Source organism: Bacillus sp. FSL K6-3176 (genome assembly GCF_038003325.1).
Lineage (GTDB): Bacteria > Bacillota > Bacilli > Bacillales > Bacillaceae > Bacillus > Bacillus altitudinis.
The window spans coordinates 2,516,297-2,543,103 of the sequence record NZ_JBBOOX010000001.1; the positions used below are offsets into that span (position 1 = coordinate 2,516,297).

Consider the following 26,807-nt stretch of genomic DNA (forward strand, 5'->3'; position numbering starts at 1 on the left):
ATCCAGTTTAACTGATATAGACGACAATAACCGCCTTATCTGCAGTTGCTTGTGTAGCAACATTTTGCGGGTAAGGCGGTTTTGTTTTTCTCCCCTTATGTCAAGTATCATTAAATTGATATCAGTGTCACTGTCAAGCAATTATTATCATTTTTATGGTTTCGTCTCAAGTTCATTTTCATCAGGTAATCTAAATCCAAATTCTTTTTCCCATAAATCATTTCCGCTATCAAACATTTCATTTAGTATATCCACTTCATCAGCTTGATTCCCAAATCCAGCATCATGAGCTAAAATAACGCCGAAATACGACATACAATCGTAATAATAGTTTTGTGGTAACAGCATATGTAAATGCCAAACCTCATCAATTTCAGTATTTGGGGCAAAAGAACAATCGGGATATTTTTTGATCAGGAACCAAAATTTTTTGTATTGATCTACTAATCGAGTGACATTTTCTTTATCCATTCCTTCAAAATAGTAACCAAACTTCAAACATGCTTCTACTAAGTCCACCGAAAAGTCAGGATAACTCACTTTATCCATTCATTGAATTCCCCTTTTTAAAATATTTTTTAGGATCAAAAATCGAATGATTCCTATACAAAGACATAATGGAATGATGTAAGCAATATTGAAAAATTTCGAACTTTCCAACATGAATGTAATCACTGTAATGATTAATATCGTTCCTAGCTGATTCAATGTATTCATACCTGCAAGTGCCATACTTCTATAGTGAGGATCAAAAAAAACTAAAAAAGATGCTTTGATTAAGCTCATAAACAACGGGTTAATGAGTGTCAAAATAAAAAAACCAATTAAAAACAGTGAACTATTGGGCGCTAAAATCATTAGAATTAACCCAAACGTGAGATATATCGTTATAAGATAGACTTTCGAATGTATTTTTTGTATATCCATTCTTCGGATCAATAAATTTCCTAGTAAAACCGATACTCCGCCAATTAGCCAAAATAATGATACAGTAAGATCACTTGCTGAAAACGTTTCTTTCAGAATAATAAACGAATAATTCATTACTACAGGTAAAAACATCCCATCAATAAACATGATGAACAAATAACTCTTTGGTATTTTTTTAAATATTTCAACATTCGTGAAAGATATACTTTCGATTTTCAACTGGGCAACAATTGGATACAAATACTCATAAACCAACAAACCAATAAAAAAGAGCAGAAAAACAAGATACATTTCTGATCCAAAGAATATAAACAAAATTGGCCCACTAAAGAAACCAATTGTTTTAGCTGAGAGTAAAAACATATTACGATATGCAATATCTTTATGGGGTTGATTGGATAAAAACATGTTAAATCCCGATTCTAAAATAAACGATAAGCCATTTATAAAAAATTGAAAAGCAAGCATTAAAAAAAACATTAGATTAAATAATTGATTGTTTAAAGCAAAAAACGAAGCAAGGGTTAGGATAGACAATGTGGTGACGAAAAATTTTGCCGTGTATCTAGATAAAACTTTAAATAAATAGTTGCTCACAATATTACTTAAAATAAACGAAAAGCCACCAATCAGATACATACTGCCTGCATAAAAATATGAACCAGTCATCTCAAAGAAATAAAGAGGCAATCCAGTCCAAACTAGTGCCCCTATGAAAACAATCATAGTATCCAAATAAACTAATGTACTCACTCTACTAATATTCATGTACACTATTCCTTATTTAAGTGTTAAGAAACAGAGATTCTAAAAAACCTCTGTTTCTCATCATACTCTCTTACTTTTTCTTTAATTCCTTTTGCATTTCTTTCATTTCATTTAGCGAGTAATTATAGCATGTTCTCGCTTTCAGTTTTGATTGTTTTTCCTTCATTTCATTTAGTGAGTAATTGTAACAAGTTCTTGCTTTTAATTTCATTATTACCACTCCTATCTGAAATATTTTCAATATCATATTACTGCACTTGATTTTATTTGTAAATATGGAATTTAATTATAATTTAGCATCTATTTAAATAAACTTTCGGCATTCAATAATTTCTAGAAACAGAACGAATTTAAACTTAATCGCTTTCCTTCAAGTTCTACGTTTTTCTCAGCATATGAAAAAAAGTTGTAAGAAAACAAACGTTTTCTTACAACTTTTTATTATCTTCTTAACTGTTAATCTTCGCAAGGATCGCATTCCAGGCTTCATCTTTTCCCTTTTTTGTTTCAGAAGAGAAAAGGATTAGTTCATCTGAAGGGTCAATGTCGAGTGTCTGTTTGACGACTTTCGCATGCTTTTCCCATTTGCCTTTTGGAATTTTATCGGCCTTTGTCGCAATAATGATCACAGGAACTCCATAATATTTAAGAAATTCATACATGTTCACATCATCTGCGGATGGCTTATGACGCAGATCCACAATTTGAACGACTGCTTTTAACTCTTCACGCATTGTAATATACGTTTCGATCATTCTCCCCCATGCTTCGCGCTCTGTTTTTGATACTTTCGCAAAGCCATAACCTGGGACGTCCACAAAATGGAGCATATCATTAATAATGTAAAAATTAAGCGTCTGGGTCTTTCCTGGTTTAGAAGACGTACGCGCTAAATTTTTCCGATTAATCAATGAGTTAATGAACGAGGACTTTCCAACATTTGATCGTCCAGCAAGTGCGATCTCAGGCAGTCCCCCGCTCGGGTACTGCTCTGGTTTCACCGCACTAATGACGATATCTGATTTTGTTACTTTCATCTTCCCTCTCCTACTAACGCTTTCTCAAGCACCTCATCTAAATGTGAAACCGGAATAAAAGTTAATCCTTCTCTCACACTTTCAGGAATATCATCAATATCCTTCTCATTGTCCTTTGGAAGAATAATCGTTTTCAGTCCTGCACGATGTGCGCCTAATGCTTTTTCTTTTAATCCGCCAATCGGAAGCACTCTTCCTCTTAACGTAATTTCTCCTGTCATGCCAACCTCTTTTGAAACAGGACGTCCTGTGAGTGCTGATACAAGAGCCGTCGCAATGGTAATACCAGCTGATGGCCCGTCCTTTGGAACCGCACCCTCTGGAACATGGATATGAATATCGTGCTTTTCATTAAATTGAGGATCAATGTTCAGTTCATCTGCTTTTGAACGGATATAACTGAATGCCGCCTGCGCAGATTCTCTCATGACATCACCGAGCTTACCTGTTAGCAAAAGCTTGCCTTTACCAGGCGAGAGTGAGACCTCGATGGACAAGGTGTCTCCGCCAACTGTGGTATATGCAAGGCCTGTGACAACGCCGACCTGATCGGTCGTTTCCGCCTGACCATAACGGTAAAGTCTTTTTCCGAGGAATTCAGATAAGTTCTTTTCCGTCACTGTGATGCGTTTGCGGTCTTCAGCCACAATTGCTCTTGCCGCTTTTCGGCAAATCGCCGCTAGCTGACGCTCTAACCCGCGGACTCCTGCTTCTCTCGTGTAATAGCGAATCATATCGTAAATCGCTGCTTCACGAAGCTGCAAGTTCCCTTTCTTTAATCCGTGCTCCTTTAGCTGCTTCGGCAGAAGGTGATCTTTCACAATTTCTGCTTTTTCAACTTCCGTATACCCTGCAATCGTGATAATCTCCATTCTATCACGAAGTGGACCCGGAATGGTTGCTAAATTGTTGGCAGTTGCGATAAATAAGACTTGAGACAAATCAAATGTCTCTTCAATATAATGATCGCTAAAATTATGATTTTGCTCTGGATCTAACACTTCAAGCATCGCAGAAGACGGATCTCCCCTAAAGTCAGAAGACATTTTATCAATTTCATCTAAAAGAAAGACCGGATTCATTGTGCCCGCCTTGCTCATCCCGCGAATGATACGGCCCGGCATCGCACCTACATAGGTTCTTCGATGACCACGGATCTCAGATTCATCACGTACACCGCCAAGAGAGATACGGATAAACTTTCGATCAAGTGATTTAGCAATGGATTTTGCAAGTGACGTCTTCCCTACCCCAGGAGGTCCTGCCAAGCAAAGAATCGGTCCCTTTAATGAATTTGTTAGTTTTTGAACAGCAAGATATTCGAGTACCCGCTCTTTTACTTTTTCAAGCCCGTGGTGCTCGTCATCTAAAATTTCGCTTGCAAGCTTTAAATCTAGACGATCTTCTGTATAAGTGCCCCACGGCAGATTGATCAGCCAATCAATATAATTGCGAATGACAGAACTCTCAGCAGAGCTTGAAGGGATTTTTTCATAACGGTTCAGTTCTTTTAAAGCCGTTTCACGAACGGAATCTGGCATGCCGGACTCTTCAATTTTAGCCATAAGCGTACTGACTTCGCCTGTTTTCCCCTCTTTGTCCCCAAGCTCTTTTTGAATAGCTTTCATTTGTTCGCGCAAATAATATTCTTTTTGCGTTCGCTCCATTGAACGTTTGACACGCTGGCCAATTTTCTTTTCAATCTCTAGCACTTCTTTTTCATTGTGAATGAGACTGATGACCCGATTCAACCGTTTTTTGACATCGACTGTTTCCAGCACTTCTTGCTTGTCTTTTAATTTCAAAGGAAGGTGGGAAGCGACGATATCCGCCATTCTTCCAGGTTCTTCAATATCCGTTACCGTTGCATATGTTTCAGCTGAGATTTTTTTTGAAATTTTTATGTACTGATCAAAGTGATCTAACAAAGTGCGCATGAGTGCTTCTGCTTCTGCGTCCTTTAATTCTTCTTCTGTCAACTCTTTAATATCGACTGACGTATAGTCTTCTAGCTCCATGTAGGATTCGATCTGCGCTCGATTTAAGCCTTCGACGAGCACACGGATCGTTCCATTTGGCAGCTTCAGCATTTGTTTAATTTTTGTGTAGGTGCCGACTTTGAAAATTTCCTCTTCACCTGGTTCATCTATTGAAATTTCCCGCTGTGTTGCTAGAAAAATCATATGATCGTTCATCATGGCCTGTTCTAATGCTTGAACAGACTTTTCGCGCCCAACGTCCAAATGCAAGACCATTGTTGGATAAACAAGCAAGCCTCGCAGTGGAAGGAGCGGAACATTCTTTTTGATTTCATCTGCCATGTTGATAGACACCTCCGTCACTAGTATGAATCATTATAATATACCTGTTTCAGTCTTGTACAATGTAAAAGACTTGAGAAATGATGATCTTACCGTAGTATACCCTTTCTTTTTATCTTGAAAAAGAAAAAAAGATCTATTTCACTAAAAAATCCCCATATGAGATGGGGATTAAACAGATTTCCTTTTCATTTCTTCTTCTAGTCCATCTTTCTTCTCATCTGGCGGATTGACCAAACACTGATCCAGCACTTCTTGGAAGTGCTTCACAGGCACAATTGTCACCCCTTCAATCTCTTTTAAGATCGACTGCTGATTGTCATAAGGGATGATCACTGTTTTGACACCCGCTTGTTTGGCTGCCTTGATTTTTGGTATGACACCGCCAATCGGCTTCACCTGACCTTGTAATCCAATCTCACCGGTCATCGCCGTTAAATGATTAATCGGGATTTGATGAATGGCTGAGAAAATGGCTGTGGCCATCGCAATTCCAGCAGATGGCCCATCAATCGGGGCACCAGCCGGAAAATTAATGTGGATATCATATTCATTTGTTCGTATGCCTAAGTTTCGAAGCACGGTTAAGACATTTTCAACTGAGCCCTTCGCCATACTTTTCCGTCTGATCGATTTAGACTGATTGCCGATGCTTTCTTCTTCCGCAATACCTGTAATATTGATACTGCCTTTTTCAAGCGCTTTACAAATGTTCACTTCAATTTCAAGCAGAGCCCCGCTGTTCGGTCCATACACGGCAAGACCATTTACTACTCCTACCTTTGGCTTTTCCGGTACTTTTTGTTCATATCTTGGTGTCAGCTGGCTTGAATGAATGACCCATTCTACATCGGCGATCGTAATATCTTTTCGGTTTTCAGTGACAGCCATACCTGCGGCGATCTGTACCATGTTGACCGCTTCACGTCCATTTTTCACATAAGATGTTAACAGGTTCAGTCCTTCGTCACTTAATTCCTTCTGTATTTTCTCGACTGCTTTAGCTGCAACAATTTTCAGCTCATGCTGATCCAAATCCTTGAAGAAAATCTCCAAACATCTTGATCGAATAGCCGGCGGAATTTCGTCCGGTGTTCTTGTTGTAGCGCCAATCAGTCGAAAATCAGCGGGCAACCCATTTTGAAAAATATCATGGATGTGATTCGGGATTTGCGTATTTTCTTCACTGTAATAAGCACTGTCTAAAAACACTTTTCGATCTTCTAGCACTTTGAGCATTTTGTTCATTTGAATCGGATGCAGTTCTCCAATTTCATCGATAAAGAGAACGCCCCCATGAGCATGTGTGACGGCTCCTTGTTTCGGCTGCGGAATGCCGGCCTGTCCCATGGCCCCTGCTCCTTGATAAATGGGATCATGTACAGAACCAATCAAGGGGTCTGCGATGCCTCGTTCATCAAATCTTGCCGTTGTGGCATCAAGCTCAACAAATACTGCATCTTTTTTAAATGGTGAATCAGCGTGACGCTTCGCCTCTTCCATCACTAGACGGGCAGCAGCTGTTTTTCCAACACCAGGCGGCCCGTAGACGATGACATGTTGCGGGTTCGGTCCACACAGGGCAGCTTTAAGTGCACGTATACCATCTTCCTGCCCTACAATATCTTGAAACCCCTTTGGCCGGACTCTCTCTGATAAAGGTTCACTCAGTTTAATGGATCGCATCTTTCTGAGTGCTTCCATTTCTTTTTTTGATTCTTTATCGATCGTCACCTTTTGTGTGCGCTGATTTTTCAGTAAGTTCCAAAAGTACAACCCGATGACGATACCAAAGAACAGTTGTATGAATAATACGATTCCTGTCCAGCTCAATCGGTGCTCCCTCCTTCATCTATCGTTATGTATTGGTTTCTGTCTGCTAGTATTTCCTAGAGCTGGACGGAATAAACACAACTTCCACGATAAATAAAAAACTCCTGAATCAAAAGATTCAGGAGTCATTCAAATGGGCTTATGCCGATGTTTTTGTATCTTTATTCACGACTGTACCGTCTTTTAAGACAAGACGTGGCGGCTCACCATCAGCAACCGTTTCACCAGTAATGACACATTTCTCAATATCATCACGAGATGGAAGATCAAACATCACATCAAGCATGATGCCTTCAATGATGGAGCGAAGACCACGTGCTCCTGTTTTACGCTCAATTGCTTTTTTCGCAATTTCGCTAAGAGCATCTTCTTCAAACTCAAGCTCAACATCATCAAGCTCAAGCATTTTTGTATATTGCTTAACGAGCGCATTTTTAGGCTTCGTCAAGATTTCTACAAGTGCTTTTTCATCTAACGGCTCTAGGCTTGCAATAACCGGAAGACGACCGATGAATTCTGGGATTAAACCGAAGCGAAGTAAGTCTTCTGGCAGAACTTTTGATAGAAGGACTTCTTTTTCAAGATCTTCAATTTTATTTTCCGCACCGAATCCAATCACTTTTTGACCTAGGCGGCGTTTGATAATTTGCTCAATGCCGTCAAAGGCTCCACCACAAATGAAGAGGATATTTGTTGTATCAATTTGAATGAATTCTTGATGAGGATGTTTACGTCCACCTTGAGGCGGTACACTAGCGACTGTTCCTTCAAGAATTTTCAAAAGGGCTTGCTGTACACCTTCCCCAGATACATCACGAGTGATAGAAGGGTTTTCTGATTTTCTTGCTACTTTATCGATCTCATCGATGTAGATAATGCCTTTTTCAGCTTTTTCTACATCATAATCTGCTGCTTGGATCAGCTTTAGTAAAATATTCTCTACGTCTTCCCCAACGTAACCTGCTTCTGTTAAAGACGTCGCATCTGCAATCGCAAATGGAACATTTAAAATACGTGCAAGCGTTTGAGCAAGTAATGTTTTACCGCTTCCTGTAGGTCCAATCATAGAAATGTTACTTTTCGAAAGCTCAACATCATCAATCTTACTGTTGGAATTAATCCGCTTGTAATGGTTATAAACCGCTACAGCTAAGGATTTCTTCGCATTCTCTTGTCCGATGACATATTCATCAAGAATTTCCCGGATTTCATGAGGTTTCGGAACATCCTTGAATTCAACTTCTTCCTCAGTACCGAGCTCTTCTTCAACTATTTCCGTGCAAAGCTCGATACATTCATCACATATATATACGCCAGGTCCTGCGACCAGTTTACGCACTTGATCTTGCGTTTTTCCGCAAAACGAGCATTTTAATTGACCTTTTTCCTCGTTGAATTTAAACATTCTTTCACCCCTTATTCTTCTTCACTTGCCTGTAGCTAACAGTCAGCTACCCTTCTGGGTCCAGTATGTATGCATTTTACCATACTTTCCTAAAAGACGGTAATGATGTGTTTGTAACACTGCACATTGAGATATGTATGACAGAAAGATGCGACTTACACTATCGTTTCCAAAAGAAGCGATGATAAGTCAAAAATTGTACAAAACAAGGCACGAGTCACTCGCGCCCTGTTTTATTATTATGCACCATATTAACGGTTTTCTACAAGAAAATCAATTGCTTTACGAACTTTTAAATCTTCTTTCATTGCTTCAGTAGAACCGATCGCTTGTTTGATATTTTCAACTGGCATGTTGTATGCTTCAGCCATTTTTGAAAGTTCTTCTTCCACTTCTTCATCAGACACTTGTAGGTCTTCTGCAGCAGCAATTGCTTCAAGAGTAAGATTAGATTTTACGCGTTTAGCAGCATCTTCTTTCATTTGCTCTTTTAGCGCCTCTTCATCTTGTCCAGAGAACTGGAAGTAAAGCTCAAGGTTCATCCCTTGCATTTGAAGACGTTGTTCGAATTCTTTCATCATGCGGTCTAGCTCAGTGTCAACCATCGCTTGAGGAACGTCAACTTCCGCATTTTCAGAAGCTTTTGCTACTAGCTCTTCACGAAGTTTGCCTTCTGCTTCGTTTTCTTTTGCTTCTTCAAGACGTTTCTTCGTTTTTTCAGTTAATTCAGCAATCGTTTCAACTTCTTCATCAACATCTTTAGCGAACTCATCGTCAAGTGCTGGAAGTTCTTTTGCTTTGATTTCATGAATTTTTACTTTGAATACAGCTGGTTTACCTGCAAGGTCTTCAGCATGATATTCTTCTGGGAATGTCACTTCAACGTCTTTTTCTGCACCTGCTTCAAGACCAACCAATTGCTCTTCGAAACCAGGGATGAATGAACCAGAACCTACTTCAAGAGAGTAGTTCTCAGCTTTTCCGCCTTCGAATGCTTCTCCATCAACGAATCCTTCGAAATCTAGAACAACTGTATCGCCGTTTTCGATTGCGCCTTCTTCTTTGACAACAAGCTCAGCTTGACGGTTTTGCATAGCTTTTAACTCTTCTTGGACATCTTCATCAGATACAGATGTGTCGTCTTTTTCTACGTTAAGACCTTTGTAGTCACCAAGTTTTACTTCTGGCTTCACTGTTACTTTTGCAGTGAAGATTAAGCTTTCGCCTTTTTCGATTTTCTCAACATCGATTTCAGGGCGGTCAACCGGCTCGATACCAGCTTCGTCGATTGCTTTCGGATATTCAACTGGAAGAAGAATATCTAGTGCATCTTGATAAAGAGATTCTACTCCAAAACGCTGCTCGAAAAGACCACGTGGTACTTTCCCTTTACGGAATCCAGGGATTGATACTTGCTTAACTACTTTCTTAAATGCATCATCAAGTGCTTTGTTAAATGTTTCAGCGTCAACTTCTACTGTTAAGACACCTTCGTTACCTTCTTGTTTTTCCCATTTTACTGACATGTGTGTTTCCCTCCAAAAATCTATTCAGATTGTGCGTTGTTACATTCTAAAGCATCATAAAGACTTCGTCCAATCAAAAACCACGCACTCCGCTAAAGAAGCGGTCTTATGTATACAACATTTGACTTGATTATACATAACGTCTTTCAACCGTTGGAATCTTACAACCGCACGATATATGCACAAATACAACCATTATATTATAACATAACAAGTCCGTCTTTCAACTAAATCGACAAATTACAAATAAGAAATTTCTTCAATATCTTTCAGCATTGTACAAGCTTCTCTCAGCTCTCGTTCGTTAAAATCATACAATAAATGCAATTCTTCGAGGTCAATCTCGATTCCATGCATTTCATAGCCGACTTTATGAAGTGCCGCAGCCCAAAGATTCGGATCCGTATATTTAGGAAGAAATGGATATAGCACAAATAAGTGCCGGCGCCATAACTCTTCAACCCCTTGGTAAAGGGTTGGGTTCTCATTGCCGAGTGTGTCATCAAGCTTTCGAAGGACTTGCTGAAGCAGTGGCATTTGCTCTGGCTTGACAGCCTCAGAAGGAACAAGCGTTAATGAATCACCGAACTTCGTCACATGAACCGGCTTTGCCACATCATGATCTGACAGAAGTTGCAGGATCAATGATTTGACCAAAGGGTTTCCATCAGGCTTTTGTAGGATCGTATTTAATAGACCCATATGCGGCGTGATGTTTCGGTCTTTCAGCGAATGGATGAACTGCACCTGCTCTTCTGGCCGCTCGAGCATTTCATCTATATTGATTTCTCCGCTGCCTTCCTCGTCTTCGTCTAAAATCTCTTCTGGTGATTCAATCATCTTTCTGCTAAATTCAAGCAGCTTATAAAAATGCTCCGCACTTTCTGCTGGAAGGTGATTTTCTTCAAGGACAGCCTCAATTGTTTGTTTGACTTCCTCGTACTCTTTCAGCTGAATTAAGATGGTCATATATACTTGAAGCACAGTGAAATAGTGTCCATATCCTTCATGTAGCATCTTTTCACAGACTCGCTTTGCATCCTGCAGCTCACCAAGCTCTAGAAAACAAATCGCCATACCGAGATGAATATCGGATTCTTCATCGTCATCATACGATTTCGCTTCTGAAAATAAGTGAAGCGCCTCTTGATACTGTTTATCTTTTAATGCTGCCATTCCTTTTTCAATCAGTCTTTCTTTCAGACCAGGAAACAAAATGACATTATCTTTCTTCTTGTCATGTTTCATGCTTACGTTCCTTTCGGGCGCATATTTTTTATCAGTTTACCAACGAAGGTTAGTAAACACAAGTAACGAGAGGTTTTCATGCAAAAAAGAAGCCGTCACACCACGGGGACGGCTTCTCGTTGTTTATGCATGCAGCCAGCTGCTACGTTTTTCTTCAAATGCTTGAATCTCATCTTCTAGTAACAATGTTAATGAAATCTCATCATAGCCATTCAGGAGCATTTCTCTCCAGTGTGGATCTACATCGAAAGGAGTAACATTCCCTTCATGGTCTTGAATCTGTTGTTTTTCCAGATCAACTGTCATTTCATATCCTTTGTTTTCATATGATGCAGCAAACGTTTTCCACACATCATAATCAAGGCGGATCGGAAGCATCCCGTTTTTAAAACAGTTTTGATGAAAAATATCGGCGAAAGATGGGGCAATGACAATTTTGAAGCCATAATCATCAAGTGCCCAAGGCGCATGTTCCCTTGATGATCCGCAGCCAAAGTTTTCGCCTGCGATCAAAATAGAGGCTCCTTCATAAATCGGCTGATTGAGTTCAAAATCTGGATTCGGACTGCCATCTGCTAAATATCGCCAGTCAAAAAAGGCAAATCGGCCATATCCTGTTCGTTCGATTCTTTTCAAAAACTGTTTCGGAATGATTTGATCTGTATCTACATTTATACGGTTAAGCACAGCGGCTTTTCCTTTATGAGTGACTAAAGGCTCCATCTATGACACAACTCCTTACACGACTGTTTTCTCTTGATTAAACTTCCTGACATCGACAAATCGGCCATGTATGGCAGCCATTGCAGCCATTGCCGGGCTGACAAGATGCGTTCTTGCACCCTTCCCTTGGCGTCCCTCAAAGTTACGGTTTGATGTAGATGCACAGCGTTCACCTTCTGGCACCACATCGTTATTCATGCTGAGGCACATACTACAGCCAGATTCTCTCCATTCAAATCCTGCTTCTAGGAAAATTTTATGAAGACCTTCTTCTTCTGCTTGCAGTTTGACACTTTGTGAGCCAGGAACCACAATCGCTCTGACATGATCAGCTACTTTTTGTCCTTCAATCATAGAAGCGGCTTGGCGTAAATCAGTCATTCTTGAGTTCGTACATGAGCCAATAAACACATGCTCAATCGTAATATCTTCAATACGCTGATGCGGGTGAACCCCCATGTATTCATAAGCACGTTTTGCTTCTTTTTGGTCATCTTCTTGTGCAAAGTCTTCAGGTCCTGGAATGGCTGCATCCACAGGTAGCACCATTCCTGGGTTAATTCCCCACGTGACCATTGGTGAAATATGATTTCCATCTAAAACAATGGTTTTATCATAGGTCGCACCCGGATCTGTTCTTAGTTCTTTCCATTCTTTGATCGCTGCTTCGAAATCTTCACCCTGCGGTGCGTATTTGCGTCCGCGGCAATATTCAAAAGTCACTTCATCAGGTGCGATCAATCCTGCTCTTGCGCCTGCTTCAATTGACATATTACAAACGGTCATCCGCTCATCCATTGACATGTTTCTGAATACTTCCCCAGTGTATTCAATGACATAACCTGAACCGAACTTCACGCCATGTGCGCCAATGACTGCTAAAATGACATCTTTGGCTGTTACCCCTTTTTGAAGCGTTCCGTCTACTCTAATTTCTAGTGTCTTCGGACGCTGCTGCCAAAGTGTTTGTGTGGAAAGCACATGCTCAACCTCACTTGTGCCAATCCCAAAGGCAAGTGCACCAAATGCACCATGAGTAGATGTATGACTATCTCCACACACGATTGTTTTCCCCGGAAGTGTTAAACCAAGCTCTGGTCCAACGACATGAACGATTCCTTGGTCTACACTGTGAAGGTCAGCTAGACGGACCCCAAATTCAGCACAGTTGCGCTCTAGAGCACTGACTTGCTTCTTCGCAATCTCATCTTTGATCACAAATCGATTCACAGTCGGAATGTTGTGATCCATCGTCGCAAATGTGTTTTGTGGTCTTCGCACCTTGCGCCCTTTTTGTCTTAATCCTTCAAATGCTTGAGGTGACGTCACCTCATGCACCAAGTGCAGATCAATATATAAAAGGTCTGGTTTTCCCTCGCCATTTTTGACAACATGCTGATCCCATATTTTTTCGATGATTGTTCGAGGCATAACCCTTTTTCCTCCCTCTACCTAATTCAACAAGATTTCTATTTATACAATGGTTTTCGCCCGTTGTTTGAGTGCATCTACAACGGCTTTCGTGATATCATCAGTCGTTTCATACGTTCCCTCTTTTGATGCTAGGTCCTTTGTTCGTTTGCCAGAGGCAAGGACGGCTTCCACAGCTGCTTCAATTGCAGCCGCTTCTTCTTCTAAAGCAAAGGATGTTCTAAGCAAGCTGGCTGCTGACAATATAGTAGCCAGAGGGTTTGCGACATTTTGCCCCGCAATATCGGGTGCTGAACCATGAATCGGCTCATATAAATGAAGGCCGGTGCTTGATAAACTAGCAGATGGCAGCATGCCGAGTGAGCCAGTAATCATAGATGCTTCGTCACTTAAAATGTCACCAAACATATTCTCTGTCACGATGACATCAAATTGAGCGGGCTTATAAATCAGCTGCATCGCGGCATTATCGACGAGCATGTGCTCATATGCGACATCTGGATATTGGGATGCAACTTCTTCTACCGCATCCCGCCATAGTTTACTCGAAGCGAGAACATTTGCTTTATCCACAGACGTTACTTTTTTCCGTCTCGTTAATGCCATGTCGAACGCTTCTTTTAATACACGAACAATCTCTTCCTTTGTATAAAGAAGTGTATCAACCGCAGCTTCTTTTCCTTCATCATCCATGTAGCGCTCACTTGGTTCGCCAAAGTAGAGGCCTCCAGTTAATTCACGAACGATGACGAAATCTACTCCGCTAATGTGATCTTGTTTTAACGGTGAAGCCTCACTCAAGCTATCAAATACTTTGACAGGGCGGATGTTCGCAAATAAGTCCAGCTGCTTGCGAATGGAGAGCAAGCCTTTTTCTGGGCGAAGTTCTGGCGGGTTTTGATCCCACTTTGGTCCGCCAACGGCTCCTAATAAAATCGCATCTGCGCTTTTGCACACTTCTACTGTTTCTTTAGGGAGCGGATTGTTTTTTTCATCTATCGCTATACCGCCAATGAGAGCTGTTTCGAATTCAAATTCGTGTTGAAATTGAGCCGCTGTCTCTTTCAGGACAGCGACAGCTGATGTGACGACTTCCGGTCCGATTCCATCGCCGGGCAAAAGTGCAATTTTCTTTTTCATGAGTCCCTTCCTCCTTTCTTATGAGATGGCGTGATGTTTCTCAATTTCTATTAGGTTTGATTTAAAGATTAAATGTCTATTCACTGCATTGACGTAAGCTTTAGCCGATGCTTCCAGCACATCTTGCGCTACACCGCGTCCTGCTGTTTCTTTTCCTTCTATTGAAACAGTGACATATACTTCCGCTAGTGCGTCTCTGCCTTTTCCATTGGATTGAATGCGATAGTCTAGCAAATGAATTCTTTCCTCCATACAGCGCTCAAGCGTGTTGTACACAGCTTCTACACTGCCTGCACCTGTAGCTGCTTCTTGAATGACTTCCTGCGTTTCTTGATTTTTAAGAGAGACTGTTGCTGTCGGCATTTGCTCTGTTCCATAGTGAACTTGAAGACTTTCAAATTCATAGCCGATTTTCCGGTCTGCTACTTTTTCTTCTAATATAATAGAGATCAAATCATCATCTGTGATTTCTTTCTTCTTCTCTGTTAAGTTCTTAAACGTTTCGAAGAACTTATTGATTTCTTCTTCAGTCAATTTAAAGCCGAGTGTTTTTAAGCGGTCTTTAAACGCGTGTCTTCCGGAGTGTTTACCAAGGACAAGCACATCTGTTGTGACGCCTACAAGCTCTGGAGAGATAATTTCATAGGTTGTTTTTTCTTTGAGGAATCCATCTTGGTGAATACCTGATTCATGAGCAAATGCATTGTTTCCAACGACTGCTTTATTACGCGGTACAATCATACCTGAGTATTTGCTCACTACATCACTTGTGCGCTTAATTTCATTCAACTGAATGGTTGATTCGACTTGGTAAAAGTCTTTGCGAATATGAAGGGCAACTGCAATTTCTTCTAAAGCAGCATTTCCTGCGCGCTCTCCAATACCGTTGACAGCTGTTTCAATTTGATCTGCTCCGTTTTCAATGGCAGCAAGTGAGTTCGCTACAGCCATTCCTAAATCATCATGACAGTGTGCTGACAAGATGACTTGATCGATATTTGGAACGTGTTCCTTCATATATTTAAAGATATTTCCGTACTCTTTTGGTGCTAGGTATCCAACAGTGTCAGGTAAGTTAATGACACTTGCGCCTGCGTCGATCACTTTTTCTACAATTTCTGCTAGGAAAGAAAGATCTGTCCGGCATGCATCTTCTGCTGACCACTGAACAACTGGGAAGCGCTCTTTCGCATATTTCACCATTGAAACAGCTTGTTCAACCACTTCTTCTCGTGTTTTCTTTAGTTTATGCTTGAGGTGAATGTCAGAAGTCGCAATAAAGACGTGTATTCTTGGTTGAGCTCCATCTTTTAATGCGTCCCATGCAGCATCAATGTCACCTTTCACACATCGTGCAAGTCCTGCAACTGAACAGTTCTTAATCGTTCTTGCAATTTCTTGTACGCCTAAGAAATCCCCTCGGGATGAAGCGGGAAAACCCGCTTCAATAATATTAACCCCAAGGCGCTCAAGCTGCTTAGCAATGATTAGCTTTTCTTGTGCATTTAAGTTCACTCCTGGTGATTGCTCTCCATCTCGAAGTGTTGTGTCAAAAAAATTAATTTTTCGCACCGACGCTCACCGCTTCCTTTTTCTTTCCTTGTTTAACGAAAGGCATCATTTCACGAAGCTTTCTTCCGACGATTTCAATTTGGTGCTCATTTTCATTTGCATTGATCGCATTGAAACGTGGACGATTCACTTGGTTTTCAACAATCCATTCTTTTGCGAATGTTCCGTTTTGGATGTCAGTCAAGACTGCTTTCATTGATTCTTTTACTTTTGCATCCACAACGCGTGGTCCTGATACGAAGTCACCCCACTGCGCTGTATCAGAGATTGAATATCTCATACCTTCTAATCCTTCTTCATACATAAGGTCAACGATCAATTTCAGTTCATGCAGACACTCGAAGTATGCAAGCTCTGGCTGATAACCAGCTTCTGTTAATGTTTCAAAACCTGCTTTTACTAATGAAGTAAGACCTCCACAAAGAACTGCCTGCTCACCGAATAGATCCGTTTCTGTTTCTTCTTTAAATGTTGTTTCAAGAACGCCTGCTCTTGCTCCGCCGATTGCTTTTGCATAAGCAAGTGCTTTGTCTTTCGCTTGACCTGATACATCTTGATAAATAGCAAATAGTGCAGGTACACCAGCGCCTTGCTCATATGTTCTTCTGACAAGATGTCCTGGACCTTTTGGAGCCACAAGATACACATCTACGTCACTTGGAGGAACAATTTGATGGAAGTGAACGTTGAATCCGTGTGCGAATACAAGAGAGTTGCCAGCTTCTAATTGATCTTTGATTTCTTCATCATATACTTTCTTTTGCTGTTCGTCAGGAAGTAATACCATGACGACATCTGCTTGTGCTGCTGCTTCTTTTACTGTGAATACTTGATGACCGTCTTCTTGTGCTTTTGTATAAGATCCGCCTTTTCTCACACCGACAATCACATCTACGCCGCTCTCTTTTAAGTTCAATGCATGTGCATGACCTTGTGATCCGTAACCAATGATAGCTACCTTTTGACCGTTTAATACGTTTTCTTGAATATCACCGTTATAATATACTTTTACCATTTGACTCTCTCCTTTTGTTTAGACAATTGAAATTGTTTTATTTGTTTGCGGCTTTTGCTGATTATCTCTCGCAAAGGCCGTGGTGCCAGTTCTGGCGACTTCTTTAATGCCGTATGGCTTAAGTAATTCAATGAGTGCTTCAATTTTTGAAGACTCACCTGTCACCTGAATGACGACACTCTCTCTGCTCACATCTACAATAGAAGCTCTAAAAGGTTCAATGACCCCCGTGATCTCCATTCTAGATGCTGGTGCAGATACGACTTTTATCAAAGCCAGCTCTCGCTGAACGATTGATTGGTTTGTAATGTCTGTTACTTTCAGAACATCGATTTGTTTGTTCAGCTGTTTTGTCAGCTGTTCGATGTCTTTCTCTTGGTCTACATGGACGACGAACGTGATGCGTGATACATCTTGAATCTCAGAATGGCCGACCGTAATGCTTTCAATGTTGTAGTGTCTTTTCGTAAAAAGGCCTGTGATTCTGTTCAGTACGCCTGATCGATTTAATACAGTCAACACAATAATTCTTTTCAAGGTTTCACCCCCACCATCTCATGAAGTCCTTTCCCCGGTGCTACCATCGGGAATACTTTTTCATCTCTCGCTACATTGACATCGATGAAAACAGGCTCTCTAGAGGTTAAGGCTTCTTCGAGTTTTTCTTGCGCCTCTTCGTCTGATGAGATTCTGATCCCTTTAATGCCATAAGCTTCAGATAATTTCACGAAGTCTGGCTGCTCTGAAAATTTAGAATGTGAGTAGCGTTCTTCGTAAAAAATTTCTTGCCATTGTCTTACCATTCCAAGACTGTGATTATTGAGAACAATCACTTTCACCGGAAGGTTCAGCTCACGGATAACGGCAAGTTCTTGCAGGGTCATTTGGAAACCTCCGTCTCCTAAAATCGCCACAACCGTTGCCTCTTGATCAGCTAGCTGCGCGCCAATCGCTGCCGGTAAACCAAATCCCATTGTGCCAAGCCCACCAGATGTCACCCATTTATCGGCATTTTCAAATGGATAGAACTGTGCAGCCCACATTTGGTGCTGCCCAACATCGGTTGCCACAATGGCTTCACCTTTTGTAAATTGATGAATGTATTCGATCAGCTTTTGAGGCTTAAAGCCTTCAGCTTCGTTTTCGACATACCAGAGTGGATATTCTTCCTTCCACTGATTTAGCTGGCTCTTCCACTCGTCTGATTCACCTTGTTTCCCGTCCTGTTTGATCAGTTCTTGAAGCACTAGCTTACTATCACCAACAACCGGGATATGAGTGTGAATGTTTTTACCAATTTCCGCTGGGTCGATGTCAATATGAGCCACCTTCGCATGCTTTGCAAAATGATTGAGGTTGCCGGTTACCCTGTCATCAAATCTAGCGCCGATTGAAATGAGTAAGTCACATTGATGAAGTGCCATGTTCGCTGCATATGTGCCGTGCATACCCGCCATTCCTAGGAAAAGAGGATGCTTTGCCGGGAATCCGCCAAGTCCAAGCAATGTATGAGCGACAGGGATTTGCTGCTGCTCTACATATTGCCTTAATTCTTCCGACGCTTTGCCATGAAGAACGCCAGCTCCTGCTAGAATAACTGGTTTCTTTGCTCTGCTTACAGCTTCTACTAACTTGCGAATTTGCAAATAATTCGGCTCAATTTTCGGCTGATAACCAGGCAAATCGATTGGCTGATCGTATTCAAATGTCCCTTCGATGCCAGCGACATCTTTTGGAATATCAATCAAGACTGGACCAGGTCTGCCGGTTGTTGCGATGTGAAATGCTTCTTTAATGACACCTGGTAACTCTTCTGGACGTCTCACTTGATAGCTGTGTTTTGTGATTGGCATTGTGATACCAAGTACATCTGCTTCTTGGAAAGCATCTGATCCAATGACTGAGGTTGCCACCTGTCCAGTAAAGATAACCATAGGTAGTGAATCAATCATCGCATCTGCAATTCCTGTGACTAGATTTGTTGCCCCCGGTCCTGATGTGGCAATGACAACGCCTGGTTTACCAGATACTCTCGCGTATCCCTCCGCTGCGTGAATCGCTCCTTGCTCATGTCTTGGCAGGACATGAAATAAACCAGAATCGTAAATTTTATCGTAGATCGGTAAAACGGCTCCGCCAGGATAACCAAAAATGACTTCTACTTTTTCTCTTTTGAGTGCTTCAATTAACATGAGTGCACCGTTCATCGTTTGTGGTGCATTTGATTTTTCCGTCTCCATTTGTACATTTGTCCCCATTTGATTTCCTCCTCTTTGTCTTGCTTCAGTCAAGTTCTTTCACCCTTTTCCATTCAAGATAGAGATATGAGACCATATAAAAAAGCCTTCTCACCCCACAATGACACTACTTTTCACTAGGTCAAAGGGGCGAAAAAGCTTTGTTTTTCGCGGTACCACCCTTGTTCACGGCAAATCATGCTGCCGTCTCATGGACATCTTTCATCCATTTTGGTAACGAGTGATGCAATGTCACTCGGTCTGCCCTACTATCATTTCAAGCAGACACTCAGAGGTGAGTTCACTTTAGAAAGTAACACCGGTTTCCAGCTAGCACCGGCTCTCTGTAGATACTGACTCTAAAGCTACTAGTCCTCTTCAACGTTTATCGATATCTATTTAGCTTGCGTGAATGTTTTCATCGGTAAAGACTACTTTTTCTCCTTCTTCAACGACTCGCTTGCGGAATTGTTCAAGAAGTTTATTTGTGTGGAACCCCGGTTTTCCTTCGCCAATGATACGGCCGTCAACTTTTACAACAGCGATGACTTCGGCAGCGGTTCCTGTCAGGAAGACTTCTTCAGCTGTATACACATCATGCCTTGTGAAAGGTTCTTCTTTCACTTCGTAGCCTAAGTCTTCTGCGATTTCCATGATGGCATTTCTTGTGATGCCTTCAAGTGCGCCGATATAACCTGGCGGTGTATAAAGCTTGCCTTTTTTATAAATAAACACGTTGTCCGCTGAACCTTCAGCCACATACCCTTGATCGTTCAGCATGAGCGCTTCACTGACACCGGCCATATGGGCTTCAATTCGGACAAGAATGTTATTCAAATAGTTTAATGATTTCACTTTCGGACTCAATACGTCAGGACGATTTCGTCTCGTTGGTACTGTCACAATATCAATACCTGTTTCATATAGGTGCTTTGGAAAGATGGCCAGCGGCTCTACAATGATCACTGTGTTGGCTCTCCCGCAGTTGTTTGGATCTAAGCCAAGATCACCGGCTCCTCTTGAGACAACAAGGCGGATATAGGCATCTTTTAGGCCGTTCCTTTCAACTGTATGAATCATTTTTTCAGTGAGCTCCTCAAGTGAATATGGAATGTTCAGCATAATGGATCTAGCGGAATCATACAGGCGATCTAAGTGTTCTTTCATTCGAAAGATATTTCCGTTATATACACGTATTCCTTCGAACACACCGTCACCATATAAGAAGCCATGATCATAAACTGAAATTTTCGCATCCTCTTTTTTCACGAGTTCATCGTTTAAAAAGATCCACTGTTCCTTTTGGTCTTCCATCTTCAGTGAGCACCCTCTCTTTCAAACAAAAAGTAGTTGAATTTTCAGACACTTTATTTTGAAGTGTCTCACGCTTGCTCTTTCGTGTTTGTTTGCTTTTGTTGAACCCATCTTACGCCCCTTTCCATACAGTGTCAACAGCATTTTTAAAATTATTAGACAATTTAGACTAATCAAAATAAAATGTATACGCTTACACCTTTGCTAGACAAGGAATGAAAAAACCTAAAATTTTTTGTATTTTTTCTTCAATTTATTTACTCTACATGAACGGTTTTCTTTTGAACAAGCTTTTGTGATATTTTTTCACACGGTTTTTGAAGAATATTGTGAGATTTCATTGCGTTTGTTTTTTCCTTCAGCATGCCTTTCTAAAGCGTTTTCCTATGAATTTGTGATAGAATGAGAGCATCTAATAGAAGGAGGGCAATACATGGCTAACATCAGAGGTTATATCGGAACGTATACAAAGGGAGACAGCAAAGGAATCTATTCTTTTACTTTAAATACGGACAAGCAGCAGATTGAACAAGTAGAAGTGGCTGCAGAACTTGAAAATCCTACATATTTAACTGTCTCAGATTCTCAAAAGTTTGTGTATGCTGTTGTGAAAGAAGGAGCACAGGGCGGTCTTGCTGCGTATCAAATTGATGCCGACACCGGCGCACTTCGTTTCATCAACCAAGAGCTTGCCGATGGGGCTTCTCCTTGTCACGTCAGCGTGGACAGCCAAACGAAAACGGCGTTTACAGCAAACTATCATAAAGGAACAGCAGAGATGTATGAAATTGATGCTGAAAACGGCTCAGTGATCCGCACACTGTCACAGGCGCAGCATGAAGGCACTGGACCAAACGAAGACCGTCAAGAAAAACCGCACACCCACTTTATGGGTTTGACGCCTGATGAACAATTTGCGGTGGCTGTTGACCTTGGCACAGACGGTATTTATACGTATAAGAAAGAAAACGGCAAACTTGAGCTTGCCCATACATTTGAAACAAAACCAGGCAGCGGCCCTCGTCATATCACATTCCACCCAACGAAACCTGTGGCATATGTCATGACAGAGCTCAGCTCAGAGGTCATTGTACTTCGTTACTTTGAAGATGGTCATTTCGAAGAGATCCAAACGATCGCAACCATTCCTAATGACTTCACAGAGAATAATCAAGGCAGCGCCATTCATGTGTCTTCTGACGGTCAATTTGTGTATGCAGGAAATCGTGGACATGACAGCATTGCCATTTTCAAAGCAGATCATGACGGCAAACTAAGCCTCGTTGAAATTGCTTCATCTGAAGGAAATTGGCCTAGAGACTTTGTCCTTGATCCAACAGAAGAATTTCTCGTTGGTTCAAACCAAGAATCTAGCAACCTTGTGTTATACAAACGTGACAAAGAAACCGGTCGACTCACTGTCTTACAATCAGACATCACCGTTCCGCATCCGGTTTGCGTGAAATTTTTAGGGTAATGAAAAAAGCCTCCGTTTAGGAGGCATTAGATTGTTGACAAAGGGCTAAAATGAACTTTATTTTAGCCCTTTGTCTTTTTTTCAGCGTAGTTGAAAACCCTTGAAGTCTAGGAAGAACGAGCACCGAAGCGCAGGACTGACAAAGAATACGAGGGTTTGTCTACACGCTGAAGCCTCCGTTTAAGAGGCTTTTCTTTAAGCAGACGGCATACCTCCATCTTCAAGCTTTTGATCAATGAAAGACGTATCGCTTTTTTCACCGAACCATTTTCCCAGCCTGTCTTTCGCTTTTCCTTTGACATCGTCATCAATGTACATTGCCACTTGAAGCAGAGCAAATGTGATGGCGCCTAGATCATCTGTGTAGCCGATCCCCACCAATGTATCAGGGATCAGATCAATCGGAAGGATAAAGTACCCTAGCGCCCCAATGATGAGGGTTTTCGCTTTAACCGGTACTTCGGGTTTTTGCAATGTATAATAAAGTAATAACACAGCATAGACAAGAGAAACTCCAGCTTTTTGTGCCGTCTTTTTTAACTTTTCCCAAAAGGCATGATCATTAAAATGCTTTTTTGAACGCTTTAATAGTTCTTTTTTCTCAGAACGATTCATCGTATCGCCTCCATATTCAGCATAGCCCTTCCACCTTATTTATACAAGAAATCCACTCATTCGACAAACAAAAAGCAGCAGAAAGCTGCTGCAATCTACTGCTCTTTGTAAAACTTTTCGATCGCCTTATCGATGTATACCCATCCTTTATACGACACATGAATCGTATCCTTAAAGAAATATGGGTCATACTCATGCGAAGTCAAATCTGCGACTTCATACCCGTTATCTCGAATTTGACGATTGATTTTTTGATAATAATCTGTACGTCCCTCTTTCGGAAAACCAGTGTAATCATACCATTTTCCGTTGACGGGAATCGTCACAAATAAAGGCTTCGCCCCTGCCTGTTTTAAAATATCCAGCATGATCTGGAAATCTTTATATTCAGGTGATTCTGCATAAGAATTGTCGCGACGAGAATCCTTCATCTTTTTCATGATCGGCTTCAGCTTGCGGTCAAACAGTCTCTGATCAATATAAAACGGGTTGTCCCCTGCTTTTTCAGATCCTAAGACGCTCGCTTCTTTTTCAAGCTCAGTCCATGTTTTCCCTTTCACTGAAGGAGACGGACGAAGCTTGCGCTCATGCCCAGACCCGATCGTATAGTACATGTCTTTCTTTTGAAGCATGCCATAATACATTTTTGCAATAGGAGAAATCGCGCCATAGGCGAATTTGTTCCCAGAAAGCTCTGCTTTAAAAAGCTCTGTGATGACCATGTCGTTCTTTACTGCCTTAAACTTCATGATTCTTTTGATGAGCTCTTTTTTAACAGCTGGATCAATTTCTTTATTATAAGCGAGATCAAGCGCCTGAAGCGCTGAATAGTTAGGAGCAAAGTGATTCTCGTCTGATCCCCATTTGACAAACCACTGCGGGGACACGATAAACACAAGCTTTTTCCCTTTTAATTCATCCATATGCGCTGCAAAGTTCATGGCATGAATTAATGATTGCGATCCACCTTTTCCAACAAGATAAGGTGTAAACCCTTGAGGATTTTCATGAAAGAAATTCGAAGGGTGATATGGATCAAAACGTGATAGTTCAGAAGATCCATAGATCGGCAAATAAGTTGGATCTTTTAGCATTTCATCTTGTAAATAAAGCCCTTGGAACATCCCTGGATCTAATTCTGTGGCTGACTTTTGTAATTTGTCTTTTGGGATCAGATGTGAGAGCCATGCATTTGGTACAAGAAGAACACCAATGAATAGAACAGCCGCTAAAATAAGCGGCCCAAAAAAACGCTTTTTCATTACTTCATCTCTGCCAGCTGCTCAGCAATGTGATTCGGTGTATCCCACACATCACGATCAAATTCTGTAATTGGAACCATAATTCCTAGCTGACTTTCAATTGCCATGAGCAATTCAACTGTACCAAATGAATCAAGAAGACCTTCTTCAAAAATCGCAATCTCTGGATTTTCTTTCACAACGTCATCCTGACAAACCTCTGCAATAATACCGTATACTTGATTTTTAAATTCCATAATTTTCTACTCCCTTATCCATTAATGATGAAATGGTTTTCCTGAAAAAATATAAAAACCGAAACAAATGACGTGGAATGTAATAATGATCGATACAACCATTGTGACCTTATTATCCGGCCACCACTTGTGCTTTTTATTCCACTTCTCAAATAAATTGTAACCGGACATCACAACTGCATGGTATAGTCCGTAAATAATATATTGAAGGGCGAGACCATGCCAAGCACCCATCAATAGAAAGAGGACAAAGTACCCAATATTTGATACAGCCATCCGGTTCTTGATCCACTTCTTCTTTGTCATAAAGAACACAAATCTCATAAACACATAATCTCTGAACCAGAAGGATAGCGACATGTGCCAGCGATTCCAGAAGTCTTTAATATTACGGCTGATAAACGGTTTATTAAAGTTTTCTGGTGATTTAATACCCATGATATAACTCACACCTACAGCAAATGCTGTATATCCAGCAAAGTCAAAGAACAAATACATACTGTACGCATACATATACGTTAACTGTTGAACAAAGTGACTGCTGCTAATGTGGTGAATATTCATCAGAATATATGTGTGAATGAGATAACCAATAATGAACTTATATAAGAACCCAATAAAAATTTTATGAATCCCTGCATATAAAAGATCACTGTACACTTCTTTTTCAGGCGGTGTATCCATATCCTTTTCAAACCGGCGGTAACGGTCAATTGGACCTGACGAAATCGTCGGGAAAAAGACGATGAAATAGACCAAACGGTGAATCGGGATTTTCTTTTTAATCAAGCCGTCTCTCGTCTCGATAATCAACTGAACACCTTTAAATGTTAAGTACGAGATCCCTAAAAAGCTCAGCCAGTTCATTGGTGGCGGTTGATGCGGCTGATGAGTTAAAAAGAACGGTAAAACCTTTGATAGTACAAGCGGCAAAATAGATGCCACCACTGCCATATAGAAGACAGACGCCCTGTTCGCCTTCAACCGGTACGCAAGATATAGGCGGATAATCAAGACTTGCCACACTGTAAACAAGAACAGCAACAAAGCGCCATGTGCATCCTTTGAGAAAATAAGCGCGAGTGCCACAACCGTTGCAAACATGTTGTAGCCCTGCATTCTTTTGCCGCGAAGACCAAGAATCATCGTCGGCAGAAGAAGAATACCAATTAAAATGAAGAAAAAGAATGAACTAAACGGAATCATAGAAGAACCTCTTTCGCGATTCTTTTACGGTCAACCTTCCCGTTTGGCGTCATGTACAGCTGCTCAAGATAGACAAACTTTCTTGGAATCATGTACGCAGGCAGTGAATCCGCCATTTCTTTCTTAATCGCACTTGTCAGCTGATATTCTTTTTCAAAGGAATGTTCTGTTGGGACAATGGCTGCAATTAAGTACTCCACATGCCCGTTTGGCTGGAATGGCACAATCACACAAGCATTGACATACGTTGTCTCGCTCACATGATATTCAATTTCTTCAAGCTCCATCCGGTATCCATGTAGCTTAATTTGATAGTCCAGACGACCGTGGCACGTAATCATACCATCCTGCGCCACACCTGCGTCACCTGTGCGGTAAGCAGGGCGTCCTTCGTATTCAAAGAACACTTTATCCGTTAAGGCTTGTTCACCTAAGTAGCCTCTCGTGACGCTTGGCCCCACGATGACAATTTCCCCTTTTTCCCCATCAGGGAGTGTCTTGCCTTCTTCATCTAAAATGACGATATCTGTATCCGGTTTGGCATAACCGACTGGTAAAGAATCGTGCTGATCAAGAATCTCCTGCGTGACTTCAATCGATGTAATCGCAACAGTTGCTTCAGTTGGACCATACGTATTAAAGACCTGCGCCTTAGGAAAACGCTCAAGAAGTGCACTTGCTACAGAGACAGGAAGTGCCTCACCGCAGAACAAGAAAACTTTCAACTCTAGTAAAAGCTCTCCTGTAAAGGAAGGGTCCATTAAGCACATTTGCACAAAGGATGGTGTTGATGTCCACACTTCAACGTCAGATTGACCAAGTGCTGCAAACATATCCTTTGGCTTATTGACAAGATCTTTTACTAAACAGTAAAGCGTGCCGCCTGATTGAAGCGCTGGATAGAGATCCATCACTGATAAGTCAAAAGAAAATGGTGCTTGATTTAAGAATGTGCGTCCCTCACCAATTGGGAAGTCGCGGCACATCCACTCTGTAAAGCTTTCTAAATTATTGGCTGTTACCTGAACGCCTTTCGGTTTTCCGGTACTGCCAGACGTATAAATAATGTAGAAAACATCATCTTGTTGAACCCACTGCGTGGATGGCGGTGCTTCTTTTTCAAGTGCTAAAAGCGATGCCGCACTCTTCACTTCAATGTGTTCTTCTACATCTGGTATAGCCTGCTCATTTGCACAAATCAATAGACTGGCTTTTGAGCTTTCAATGATTGAGACGATGCGCTCGACAGGTATTGAGATATCGACCGGAATATAGGGTCTGCCTGATTTCACAGTACCTAAGAAAGAAATCAGCATCTCTGGCTCCATATGACCGTAGACAATGACAGGTTCACTGCCAGCTGCGACTGCATCGATCGCACCAGCCATTTGGTCTGATAGACGCCAAAGCTCATCATATGTGATCGAAGCATGTTGAGAAACAAATGCTGGCTGTGTCGGTTTCGTTTGTTGGTATTCATGAATCGTGTGTAATAGTTTCATAGTTTAATC

The 26,807-nt window shown here is 41.2% G+C and carries 23 protein-coding genes and 1 other annotated feature; of the genes, 1 reads left to right on the forward strand and 22 read right to left on the reverse strand.

Going from position 1 to position 26,807, the window contains the following annotated elements:
* Positions 1-153: 153 nt before the first annotated feature.
* The 17 genes from MHB38_RS13135 to ilvE all read right to left on the reverse strand — a co-directional run bounded on the left by MHB38_RS13135 (position 154) and on the right by ilvE (position 20,500).
* Positions 154-549, reverse strand: a complete 396-nt coding sequence (locus tag MHB38_RS13135; protein WP_041506780.1) for a hypothetical protein — start codon at positions 547-549, stop codon at positions 154-156.
* Positions 550-1,698, reverse strand: a complete 1,149-nt coding sequence (locus MHB38_RS13140; protein WP_341003617.1) for an MFS transporter — start codon at positions 1,696-1,698, stop codon at positions 550-552.
* Between the two features lie 70 nt (positions 1,699-1,768).
* On the reverse strand, positions 1,769-1,909 hold the full coding sequence (locus MHB38_RS13145) for a hypothetical protein (protein WP_017367733.1): 141 nt from the start codon (positions 1,907-1,909) through the stop codon (positions 1,769-1,771).
* A 238-nt stretch (positions 1,910-2,147) separates the two neighbouring features.
* A complete protein-coding gene (gene yihA / locus MHB38_RS13150) occupies positions 2,148-2,735 on the reverse strand; it encodes a ribosome biogenesis GTP-binding protein YihA/YsxC (RefSeq protein ID WP_007501562.1) in 588 nt (195 codons plus the stop codon).
* The gene (lon, locus tag MHB38_RS13155; protein ID WP_007501564.1) at positions 2,732-5,056 is read right to left on the reverse strand and encodes an endopeptidase La; all 2,325 of its coding nucleotides are present in this window, start codon (positions 5,054-5,056) and stop codon (positions 2,732-2,734) included. The genes yihA and lon overlap by 4 nt, the downstream gene beginning before the upstream one ends.
* A 171-nt stretch (positions 5,057-5,227) precedes the next feature.
* Positions 5,228-6,889, reverse strand: a complete 1,662-nt coding sequence (lonB, locus tag MHB38_RS13160) for an ATP-dependent protease LonB (protein WP_056705882.1) — start codon at positions 6,887-6,889, stop codon at positions 5,228-5,230.
* Positions 6,890-7,028: 139 nt separating this feature from the next.
* A complete protein-coding gene (gene clpX / locus MHB38_RS13165) occupies positions 7,029-8,294 on the reverse strand; it encodes an ATP-dependent protease ATP-binding subunit ClpX (RefSeq protein WP_017358145.1) in 1,266 nt (421 codons plus the stop codon).
* 251 nt (positions 8,295-8,545) lie between these two features.
* The gene (gene tig / locus MHB38_RS13170; protein WP_035701776.1) at positions 8,546-9,820 is read right to left on the reverse strand and encodes a trigger factor; all 1,275 of its coding nucleotides are present in this window, start codon (positions 9,818-9,820) and stop codon (positions 8,546-8,548) included.
* Between the two features lie 240 nt (positions 9,821-10,060).
* Complete coding sequence (gene ddcA, locus MHB38_RS13175; RefSeq protein WP_008342841.1) at positions 10,061-11,068, reverse strand: DNA damage checkpoint antagonist DdcA; 1,008 nt, start codon at positions 11,066-11,068, stop codon at positions 10,061-10,063.
* A 123-nt stretch (positions 11,069-11,191) separates the two neighbouring features.
* A complete protein-coding gene (leuD, locus tag MHB38_RS13180) occupies positions 11,192-11,791 on the reverse strand; it encodes a 3-isopropylmalate dehydratase small subunit (protein ID WP_341003625.1) in 600 nt (199 codons plus the stop codon).
* 15 nt (positions 11,792-11,806) lie between these two features.
* Positions 11,807-13,222 (reverse strand): 3-isopropylmalate dehydratase large subunit, encoded by a 1,416-nt coding sequence (leuC, locus tag MHB38_RS13185; RefSeq protein WP_041090960.1) that lies wholly within the window; start codon positions 13,220-13,222, stop codon positions 11,807-11,809.
* Positions 13,223-13,264: 42 nt separating this feature from the next.
* The gene (gene leuB, locus MHB38_RS13190; protein WP_017358147.1) at positions 13,265-14,362 is read right to left on the reverse strand and encodes a 3-isopropylmalate dehydrogenase; all 1,098 of its coding nucleotides are present in this window, start codon (positions 14,360-14,362) and stop codon (positions 13,265-13,267) included.
* A gap of 18 nt (positions 14,363-14,380) precedes the next feature.
* Positions 14,381-15,934: a 2-isopropylmalate synthase gene (locus MHB38_RS13195; protein WP_008342850.1), complete on the reverse strand. Its 1,554-nt coding sequence runs from the start codon at positions 15,932-15,934 to the stop codon at positions 14,381-14,383.
* Positions 15,921-16,949: a ketol-acid reductoisomerase gene (gene ilvC, locus MHB38_RS13200; protein WP_007501581.1), complete on the reverse strand. Its 1,029-nt coding sequence runs from the start codon at positions 16,947-16,949 to the stop codon at positions 15,921-15,923. The genes MHB38_RS13195 and ilvC overlap by 14 nt, the downstream gene beginning before the upstream one ends.
* Before the next feature lie 18 nt (positions 16,950-16,967).
* Positions 16,968-17,486 (reverse strand): acetolactate synthase small subunit, encoded by a 519-nt coding sequence (gene ilvN / locus MHB38_RS13205; RefSeq protein WP_007501584.1) that lies wholly within the window; start codon positions 17,484-17,486, stop codon positions 16,968-16,970.
* Positions 17,483-19,207, reverse strand: a complete 1,725-nt coding sequence (gene ilvB / locus MHB38_RS13210) for an acetolactate synthase large subunit (protein ID WP_008342854.1) — start codon at positions 19,205-19,207, stop codon at positions 17,483-17,485. Before ilvB ends, ilvN begins: the two co-directional genes overlap by 4 nt.
* Before the next feature lie 122 nt (positions 19,208-19,329).
* Positions 19,330-19,577 (reverse strand) — a binding site (T-box leader).
* 8 nt (positions 19,578-19,585) lie between these two features.
* Positions 19,586-20,500 carry a branched-chain-amino-acid transaminase gene (ilvE, locus tag MHB38_RS13215; protein ID WP_008342856.1) on the reverse strand — a complete coding sequence of 305 codons (915 nt, stop codon included), beginning with the start codon at positions 20,498-20,500 and terminating at the stop codon, positions 19,586-19,588.
* A 433-nt stretch (positions 20,501-20,933) separates the two neighbouring features.
* Here ilvE and MHB38_RS13220 point away from each other — a divergent pair, with 433 nt between their 5' ends.
* Complete coding sequence (locus tag MHB38_RS13220; protein ID WP_008342861.1) at positions 20,934-21,977, forward strand: lactonase family protein; 1,044 nt, start codon at positions 20,934-20,936, stop codon at positions 21,975-21,977.
* 195 nt (positions 21,978-22,172) lie between these two features.
* Here MHB38_RS13220 and MHB38_RS13225 read toward each other — a convergent pair whose 3' ends face one another.
* From MHB38_RS13225 to dltA, 5 genes are all read right to left on the reverse strand, one after another.
* Positions 22,173-22,592 (reverse strand): YkvA family protein, encoded by a 420-nt coding sequence (locus MHB38_RS13225; protein ID WP_008342863.1) that lies wholly within the window; start codon positions 22,590-22,592, stop codon positions 22,173-22,175.
* 95 nt (positions 22,593-22,687) lie between these two features.
* The gene (dltD, locus tag MHB38_RS13230) at positions 22,688-23,854 is read right to left on the reverse strand and encodes a D-alanyl-lipoteichoic acid biosynthesis protein DltD (protein ID WP_017358151.1); all 1,167 of its coding nucleotides are present in this window, start codon (positions 23,852-23,854) and stop codon (positions 22,688-22,690) included.
* Entirely contained in the window at positions 23,854-24,090 is a 237-nt protein-coding gene (gene dltC, locus MHB38_RS13235; RefSeq protein ID WP_017367737.1) for a D-alanine--poly(phosphoribitol) ligase subunit 2, read from the reverse strand. The genes dltD and dltC overlap by 1 nt, the downstream gene beginning before the upstream one ends.
* 21 nt (positions 24,091-24,111) lie before the next feature.
* Complete coding sequence (gene dltB, locus MHB38_RS13240; protein WP_019744116.1) at positions 24,112-25,296, reverse strand: D-alanyl-lipoteichoic acid biosynthesis protein DltB; 1,185 nt, start codon at positions 25,294-25,296, stop codon at positions 24,112-24,114.
* Positions 25,293-26,798 carry a D-alanine--poly(phosphoribitol) ligase subunit DltA gene (dltA, locus tag MHB38_RS13245; RefSeq protein ID WP_202734307.1) on the reverse strand — a complete coding sequence of 502 codons (1,506 nt, stop codon included), beginning with the start codon at positions 26,796-26,798 and terminating at the stop codon, positions 25,293-25,295. The genes dltB and dltA overlap by 4 nt, the downstream gene beginning before the upstream one ends.
* Between the last annotated feature and the right edge of the window lie 9 nt (positions 26,799-26,807).